6 protein-coding genes are annotated in these 7778 nt (G+C 68.2%); 5 read left to right on the top strand and 1 reads right to left on the bottom strand.

Annotation, left to right across the window (positions count from 1 at the left end; genetic code table 11):
* Positions 1–5: 5 nt before the first annotated feature.
* Positions 6–1346 carry a lysine N(6)-hydroxylase/L-ornithine N(5)-oxygenase family protein gene (locus tag ACFW0G_RS01445; RefSeq protein WP_378322642.1) on the bottom strand — a complete coding sequence of 447 codons (1341 nt, stop codon included), beginning with the start codon at positions 1344–1346 and terminating at the stop codon, positions 6–8.
* A 134-nt stretch (positions 1347–1480) separates the two neighbouring features.
* Here ACFW0G_RS01445 and ACFW0G_RS01440 point away from each other — a divergent pair, with 134 nt between their 5' ends.
* The 5 genes from ACFW0G_RS01440 (at position 1481) to ACFW0G_RS01420 (ending at position 7746) form a co-directional block, all read left to right on the top strand.
* A complete protein-coding gene (locus tag ACFW0G_RS01440) occupies positions 1481–2428 on the top strand; it encodes a methionyl-tRNA formyltransferase (RefSeq protein ID WP_378322641.1) in 948 nt (315 codons plus the stop codon).
* 67 nt (positions 2429–2495) lie between these two features.
* Positions 2496–4586 carry an alpha-galactosidase gene (locus tag ACFW0G_RS01435; protein ID WP_378322640.1) on the top strand — a complete coding sequence of 697 codons (2091 nt, stop codon included), beginning with the start codon at positions 2496–2498 and terminating at the stop codon, positions 4584–4586.
* Between the two features lie 121 nt (positions 4587–4707).
* Positions 4708–5979, top strand: a complete 1272-nt coding sequence (locus tag ACFW0G_RS01430) for an extracellular solute-binding protein (RefSeq protein ID WP_378322639.1) — start codon at positions 4708–4710, stop codon at positions 5977–5979.
* A gap of 7 nt (positions 5980–5986) precedes the next feature.
* Positions 5987–6925, top strand: coding sequence for a carbohydrate ABC transporter permease (locus ACFW0G_RS01425; RefSeq protein WP_378322638.1), 939 nt, complete (start codon positions 5987–5989; stop codon positions 6923–6925).
* Entirely contained in the window at positions 6922–7746 is an 825-nt protein-coding gene (locus ACFW0G_RS01420; protein WP_378322636.1) for a carbohydrate ABC transporter permease, read from the top strand. The genes ACFW0G_RS01425 and ACFW0G_RS01420 overlap by 4 nt, the downstream gene beginning before the upstream one ends.
* The last annotated feature ends 32 nt before the right edge of the window (positions 7747–7778 follow it).

Genomic DNA, 7778 nt, shown 5'->3' with positions numbered 1-7778 from the left:
CGGACCTAGCGGGAAACGCTTACCGCGTACTCGGCAGGCGGCACCGCGGCCGCCCTGCGGTCCACAATGGACCGCAGGATCTCGCCGACCCGGACCGCGGTGTTCGACAGCAGTGAGGACGTGATCCCGTGCGTGTGCTCGGTCCCGCCCTGAAGGTAGACACCGCCGCGTGGCGCGGGGTCGAGTTCGATCCGGTAGTCCCGTTCGATCCGCAGCCTGCCCCGGTCGTCGCGGCGGCAGCCCGCCGCGAGCTCGCCGAGCAGCGGTGTCGGGTCCGCGGGCAGGTAGCCGGTGGAATAGACCACCGCGTCGGCCTCCAGCACGGTCCGCTCGCTGGTGGTCAGCGACTCCACGGTCACCAGCACGCCCGATCCGGTGTCGGTCACGTCGACCGGGCGCGAGACGTTGAGCATGCGCAGCCGCTCGACGCCGAGGACCTTTTCCCGGTACATCCGCCGGTACAGCTCGTCGATGAGGTCGAGGTCGACCGCGGAGTAGTTGGTGGCGCCGTGGTAACGCATCAGGCGTTCCTTGACCGGTTCGTCCGCACGGTAGAACTGGTCGACCGCTTCCGGGTCGAAGATCCGATTCGCGAAGGAACTGTCGTCGGCGGGGCTGTAGCCGTACCGCGCGAAGACCGCGCACACCTCGGCGTCACCGAATTCGTCGTGCAGCAGCGCCACGACCTCGGCGGCGCTCTGCCCGGCGCCGACCACCACGAACCGGCGCGGATCGGTGCCGCGCAACGCCTCGACCCGGTGCAGCAGCTCGCTGTTGTGCCAGACCCGCTCCCCCGCGCTCACGCCCTCGGGCAGGTTGGGCCGCAAACCCGTGCCCAGCACCAGGTTTCGCGCCCGCAGCTCGACCGGCTCGCCGTCGGCGACGGCTTCGACGTCGAAGTAGACGATTTCCCCGTCCTCGAAAACCGGCCGCACCGAACGTACCTCGGTGCCGTAGGAGACGACGTCGTCGACCTTCGCCGCGGCCCACTCGAAGTAGTCGTGGAACTCGACGCGCAGCGGGAACAGGTTCTTGTGGTTGATGAAATCGACCAGCCTGCCCTTGCCGTGCAAGTAGTTCAGGAAGCTGAACTCGCTGGTGGGATTCCGCATCGTGGCGAGGTCCTTGAGGAACGAGACCTGCATCGTCGCGGTGTCGATCAGCATGCCGCGGTGCCAGCCGAAGCGCGGTTGGCGTTCCAGGAAGTGCGCGGTCACCGTGCCCGCGTCCCCCGGCGCGGCGTTGTGCTCGGCCAGCGCGATCGCGAGCGCCAGGTTCGAGGGTCCGAAGCCCACCCCCACGACGTCGTAGACCGGAATCCGCTCACCGGCTCCTGCTGGTGCCATGTTGGTCCCCTAGCGCGGCACTGCCGCATCTCGTTCCACCGACGCAAAGCTCAGGAAACCCTAACCTAACTTAGGGCAGCCTCAACTAGTACCTTGGTGGTGATATTCATCCCTCGACCCCGAAAGGGCAGCTCATGCGCGTGGCCATGTTCGGCTACCAGACCTGGGGACACCGCACCCTCAAGGCGCTGATCGACGGCGGCCACGAGGTCGCGCTCGTGGTCACCCACCCGAAGAGCGACCACGCCTACGAAAGGATCTGGTCGGATTCGGTGGCCGAACTCGCCGGGGAGAACGGCATCCGCGCGCTGCTGCGCACCCGCCCCGACGACGCGGAACTGCTCGCCGAGCTCAAGGAAGCCGACCTCGACCTGATCGTCGCCAACAACTGGCGTACCTGGCTGCCGCCGGAGATCTTCGCGCTGCCGCGGCACGGCACGCTCAACGTGCACGACTCCCTGCTGCCCGCCTACGCCGGATTTTCGCCGCTCATCTGGGCGCTCATCAACGGCGAGCCCGAGGTCGGCGTGACCGCCCACATGATGGACGGCGAACTCGACGCCGGGGACATCGTCCTGCAGCGGGCCGTCCCGGTCGGGCCGTCCGACACGACCACCGACCTGTTCCACCGCACGGTCGACCTCATCGAGCCGATCGTCATCGAGGCGCTGACGCTCATCGAGTCCGGGAACGTAGTGCCCGTGCCGCAGGACCGGTCGAAGGCGAGCTTCTTCCACAAGCGCGCTCCGCGCGACAGCCGCATCGACTGGACCTGGCCCGCCGAGGACATCGAACGGCTCGTGCGCGCGCAGTCCGATCCTTACCCGAACGCGTTCACCTACCACCGCGGCGAGCGGCTGCGGATCGTCAAGGCGTCCGTTTCGCGAGGCCACTACGGCGGGACGCCGGGCCGGATCTTCATCAAGGAGGGTGACGGTGTCGTCATCGTCGCCGGCCCCGAGGCACGACGCGGGCAGTCGCCCGGCCTGGTCGTCGAACGAGTCCGGACGGCAGGCGACGTCGAGCTGACGGCGGACGAGTACTTCACCACCATGGGTGGTTATCTGACCGATCGGCCCTGAACGCCGCTGCCCCGATGACCGGGACGGGGGATGACCGCGGCCGGGTGAGCGCGCAAGGATCGCTGACATGATCGAGTGCGACGAGGGCACGCGGACCTGGGTGCTCCGGACCGCGGCCACGTCCTACGCCCTGCGGCTGACCGACGAGGACGTCCCGCGGCACGTCTACTGGGGCCCGGCGCTGACGCTCGCGCAGATCGCCGGGCTCGGCACCGGGTCACGGCCGTGGTGGGACGGGTTCAACGATCCGGACGAGGGCCTCGACGAACTCGCGGCCGACGGCGGCACCCGGTACTGGCCCCCGGCGCTGCAGATCCGTTTCACCGAACACACCCGCTCGGTGGAATGGCAGTACACCGGATACACGATCGACGCGCCGCACCTGCGGCTCGAGTTCCGCGACCGGCACTATCCGCTGCGGTTCACGCTCCACTACCGGATCGCACGCGGCACCGACGTCGTCGAGCGCTGGCTCGAACTCGGCAACGACGGCGACGAGGTCGAGGTGGTCCGCGCCGATTCGGCGTCCTGGGTGCTGCCGCGGTGGCCCGGCTACCGGCTCAGTCACGTCACCGGCCGATGGGCGGGCGAGTGCGCCCTGCGACGGGATCCGTTGGCGCACGGGGAAACCGTGGCCGCCAGCAGGCGCGGGATCACCAGCCACCACGCGAATCCGTGGGTCATGCTCGACGACGGCACCGCGACCGAGCGCCATGGCGAGGTCTACGGCGCGGCGCTGGCGTGGAGCGGGTCGTGGCGGATCACGACGACTCGCGCCTCGACCGGCCGCGTCACCGTCAGCGGCGGCTTCGGGCAGGACGGCGTCAGTCATCGGCTCGGCCCCGGTGATCGGCTGACGACCCCGGTGTTCGCCGGCCTCTACACCCGCGGCGGATTCGGCGGGGCGAGCCGGGAGTGGCATCGCTACGTCCTCGGCCACGTCCTGCCGCATCCCGGCGAAACGCGTCCGGTGCTCTACAACTCTTGGGAGGCAACGGGTTTCGACGTCGACGTCGCCGGGCAGAGCGCGCTGGCCGAGCAGGCCGCGGCGCTCGGCGCCGAGCTGTTCGTGCTGGACGACGGCTGGTTCGGCGAACGGACCGGGGACCACGCGGGGCTGGGCGACTGGCACGTCAACCGAAAGCGCTTTCCCGACGGCCTCGGCCCGCTCGTCGACCACGTGCACCGGCTGGGGATGAAGTTCGGCCTGTGGGTCGAGCCCGAGATGGTCAACCCGGACAGCGACCTCTACCGCGCGCATCCGGACTGGGTCCTGCACCAGCCGCACCGGCGGCGTTCGGAGCTGCGCAACCAGCTGGTCCTGAACTTCGCCAGGCCAGACGTCGCCGCGTGGGCGCACGAGTGGCTCGACGCGCTGGTCACCGAGCACCGGATCGACTTCCTGAAGTGGGATGTGAACCGTCCGTTCAGCGAGGCGGGCTGGCCGGGCGAAGCCGATCCGGACCGGTTGTGGGTCGAGCACACGCGCGCGGTGTACGCGGTGATGGACCGGCTCCGCGCCGGCCATCCCGCGCTGCGGATCGAGGCGTGCGGTGGCGGCGGGGGCAGGACCGATCTCGGCATGCTGGCCCGTGCGGACCAGGTCTGGCCGTCCGACAACACCGACGCCCTCGACCGGCTGGACATCCACCACGGGTTCGGGCAGGTGTATCCGGCGCGGACGATGTCGGCCTGGGTCACCGACGTCCCCGGCTTCGGCACCCGCCGGTCCATCCCGCTGCGTTTTCGCTTCCACGTCGCGATGTCCGGAGTGCTCGGGATCGGCGGCGACATCGGGAAGTGGCCGGAGGAGGATCTCGCGTTCGCTCGCGAGCAAATCGCGCTGTACCGGGACATCCGCGAGGTGGTGCAGCACGGGCGCCTGTACCGGTTGCGTCCCGCCGACGACGGCGTCACCGCGCTTCAGTACGTCGCCGCCGACACAGCGCGAGCGGTCGTCTTCGCGTATCGGCCGCGCGGACGGTTTCCGGCACCCGAGGCACCGCTCCGGCTCGACGGGCTCGATCCTGCCGCCCACTACCGCGATCCGGACTCGGGCGACGAGCACAGCGGGGCCGTCCTGCTCTCGCACGGCTTGCCGCTCCGGCTCCCCGAAGGCGACTACGCGAGCACGGTGGTTCGGCTCAACCGGATCTGAAAGCTCCGACGTATCGGGGGCATTGAGCCGGTTTTGATGCTATTCGGCGGTTGACATCGCGCCAGAGGTCCGATCGAATGCGTCATATATCAGGTATCACACTGCGGGGAAGGCGGCTGCCATGAGAAGGTCCCTGGCGCTGGGAGTGGCGGCACTCCTGGCCGTGAGCGTGACCGCGTGCTCGGTCGGCACGAACACCGGAGGCGGCGCCGAAATCACCTTCCTGACCTTCGAAACGCCGAACCTCACTCCCGCTTACTGGGACGCCGCGATCAAACGCGTCACGGACAGGAACCCCGGCCTCCACGTCAGGAAACTCGTCGCCCCCACCGCGGACGGGCGGACGTCGTACGCGAAGCAGCTGCTGCAGTCCGGGCAGTTCCCGGACGTCATGATCGCCGTCGACTCGGCCGGTTTCGCCGAAGCCGGGAATCTGTACGCGTGGAAACCCGAAGAGCTCAAGGATTTCCAGTTCCCCGAGGCGAACCCGGTGCGCGGCGGGTACTACCAGCTGCCCGCGAACACGCAGACCATCCCGCCGATCTACTACAACAAGAAGCTGTTCGCCGAGGCCGGAATCGCCGTGCCGCCGAAGACCTGGGACGAACTCGTCGCCGACGCCGGGAAACTCAAGGCCAAGGGCAGCACGCCGTTCACGATCGGCGGTGGCAAGGACGGTTTCCCGTCGTCGATGATCCTTTCCGGGCTCGTCAGCACCGAGGTCTACGGCACGACCCCGGACTGGCTGACCCAGCGCCGCGCGGGCAAGGTCAAGTTCGCCGATTCCGTTTTCCAGCAGGCTTTCGGCAGGCTCGCCGACCTCGCCGCGCGCGATTATCTCGACAAGACCAGCGTTTCCCGCGACTACGCCGCCACCGAACAGGCCTTTCTCGACGGCAAGAGCGCGATGTATCCGATGGGCAACTGGTTCGCCGCGAACGCCGACGCCAAGAAGCACGACTTCGACATCGGTGTGTTCGATTTCCCCACCGTGGACGGGAAACGCGTCGTTCCCGCGTACACCGGCGGCGGCATGATCGTGAACGCGAAGGCCGCGAACCTCGACGCCGCCAAGAAGTTCGCCCTCGGGTTCCAGCTCGACAAGGGCCAGCTCGACGCGTCGGTCAAGGCCGATGGTCTCTTCCCGGCTGTCAAGGGCTATCAGCCTCCCGCCGACGTCGGACCGACTTTCAAGGCGGGCTACGAGCTGTACCAGCGAGCGGTGCAGGAGAACGCCGTGGTGCACGCGTTCCGCTGGGAAACCGCCGACGACGGGCTGTTGCCGGGGATGAAGGACAAAGTGGACCAGGCCGCCCAGGACGTCATCACCGGCCGGAAAACCGTCCCGGAGGCCTGTGCCTTCCTGGACACCGAATGGGCGAAGGCGGGCTGAGCCGGGCATGGCCACGGATCTCGCCGCCGCGCCGAGGGAGGAACGCATTCCGGCGGGCCGCCGGCGTAAGCCGATTTCGGGACGGCTCTGGCACTTCACGTCGTTCGGCGCACCCGGTGTGCTCGTTTACGCGTGCTTCGTGCTGGCGCCGATCGTGATCAGTTTCGGCTACAGCCTGACGAACTACAACCCGTTCAACCCGCCCGTGAAGTTCGTCGGGTTCGAGAACTACGCGATGGTGTTCGCGGACGAACAGTTCCGCACCGCGCTGGGCGTCACGACGGTGCTCACCCTGATCGTCGTGATCGTGCCCAATGTGCTCGGTCTCGGCGTCGCGCTGCTGCTGGACAAGAAAGGCTGGCTGTACAACGCCCTGCGCAGCGTGTTCTTCACTCCGGTGGTGCTCAGTTCGGTGGTGGTGAGCATCGTGTGGTCGCGGCTGCTCGACGACCAGGGACCGCTGAACTCCGTGTTGCGCGCGCTCGGCGTCAAGCATCCGCCGGGGTGGCTGTCCGACCCGGATCTCGCACTCTACTCGGTCGCCTCGATCGTGTGCTGGCAACTGCTCGGGTTCTGCGTCGTCGTGTATTTGGCGGGGCTGCAAGGGGTTCCGTCGGAGCTGCTCGAGGCCGCGGAGATCGACGGCGCCGGACCGGTGCGGCGGTTCCGCGCGGTGACCTGGCCGCTGCTCGCGCCGTCGCTGACCATCAACACCGTCGTGCTGCTGATCTCGGCCTTCAAGACCTACGACTACGTCAAGGTGATCACCAACGGCGGACCGGGCTCCGGCGCGACCGCGACGATCGCCTTCGACGTGCTGCAGACCGGGTTCGACGCCAACCACATCGGCTACGCCTCGGCGATGGCGGTGCTGATGCTGGTGATCGTCGCCGCGCTCACCACGGTCGTGCTGCACTTCCTGCGACGCCGGGAAGTGGACCTGTGAAGCGCCTTTCGTGGCCGCGTCCGGTGATCGCGGTCGTCGTCGCGGCGGCGTTCGCCGTCCCGCTGTACCTCGTGCTGGCGAACGTGTTCAAGCGCGGCGAGGCCATCGCGCGGGAACCGGCGTCGCTCCCGCTGCCGCCGACGCTCGCGAACATCCACGCGGTGCTGACGCGCCCGGACGGGCTGTTCTGGGTGAGCCTCACCAACTCCGTCGTCGTGACCGTGCTGTCGATCCTCGTGCTCACCGTGCTGTCGGCCATGCTCGGGCATTACCTCGCGCGGTCGGCGAAACGCTGGACGAGGGTACTCACCCTGGTGCTGCTGGCCGGGCTGATGATCCCGCCGCAGGTCATCCTCATCCCGATCACCGACGTCCTGCGTGTCACCGGCCTCATGGCGACCGTGCCGGGGCTGGTGCTGTTCAACGTCGGCTATTACGTGCCGTTCGGCGTGTTCGTGTTCAGCGGGTTCATCCGCGGCGTCCCGATCGAGCTCGAAGAGGCCGCCAGGCTCGACGGCGCGAACCGGATGCAGGTGTTCTGGCGCGTCGTGTTTCCCTTGCTGCGCCCGGCGACCGCGAGCGTGCTGATCTTCCTCGGGGTCTGGATCTGGAACGACTTCATCGATCCGCTGATCATCCTCGGCCCTGGCCAGGGCACCACGATCACGACCGGGATCTACCGGTCGATCGGGCAGTACCAGGCCGATCTCGGCAGCGTGTTCGCGCTGATGTTCCTGGCGACGCTGCCCGTGCTGATCTTCTACCTGGCGCTGCAGAAGCAGTTCGTCAAGGGTCTCACCGGAGGAGCCACCAAGGGCTGACAAGTGCTGTGAGAACATCCGGCGAGCCGACG

Source organism: Amycolatopsis sp. NPDC058986 (genome assembly GCF_042741125.1).
GTDB lineage: Bacteria > Actinomycetota > Actinomycetes > Mycobacteriales > Pseudonocardiaceae > Amycolatopsis.
Note: the sequence above shows the minus strand (reverse complement) of the source record. Positions and strands in the feature narration are given on the sequence as shown.

Coding starts and splice junctions, on each gene's coding strand:
- ACFW0G_RS01445 (WP_378322642.1), bottom strand. CDS start 1,346: ATGGCACCAGCAGGAGCCGGTGAGCGGATTCCGGTCTACGACGTCGTG.
- ACFW0G_RS01440 (WP_378322641.1), top strand. CDS start 1,481: ATGCGCGTGGCCATGTTCGGCTACCAGACCTGGGGACACCGCACCCTC.
- ACFW0G_RS01435 (WP_378322640.1), top strand. CDS start 2,496: ATGATCGAGTGCGACGAGGGCACGCGGACCTGGGTGCTCCGGACCGCG.
- ACFW0G_RS01430 (WP_378322639.1), top strand. CDS start 4,708: ATGAGAAGGTCCCTGGCGCTGGGAGTGGCGGCACTCCTGGCCGTGAGC.
- ACFW0G_RS01425 (WP_378322638.1), top strand. CDS start 5,987: ATGGCCACGGATCTCGCCGCCGCGCCGAGGGAGGAACGCATTCCGGCG.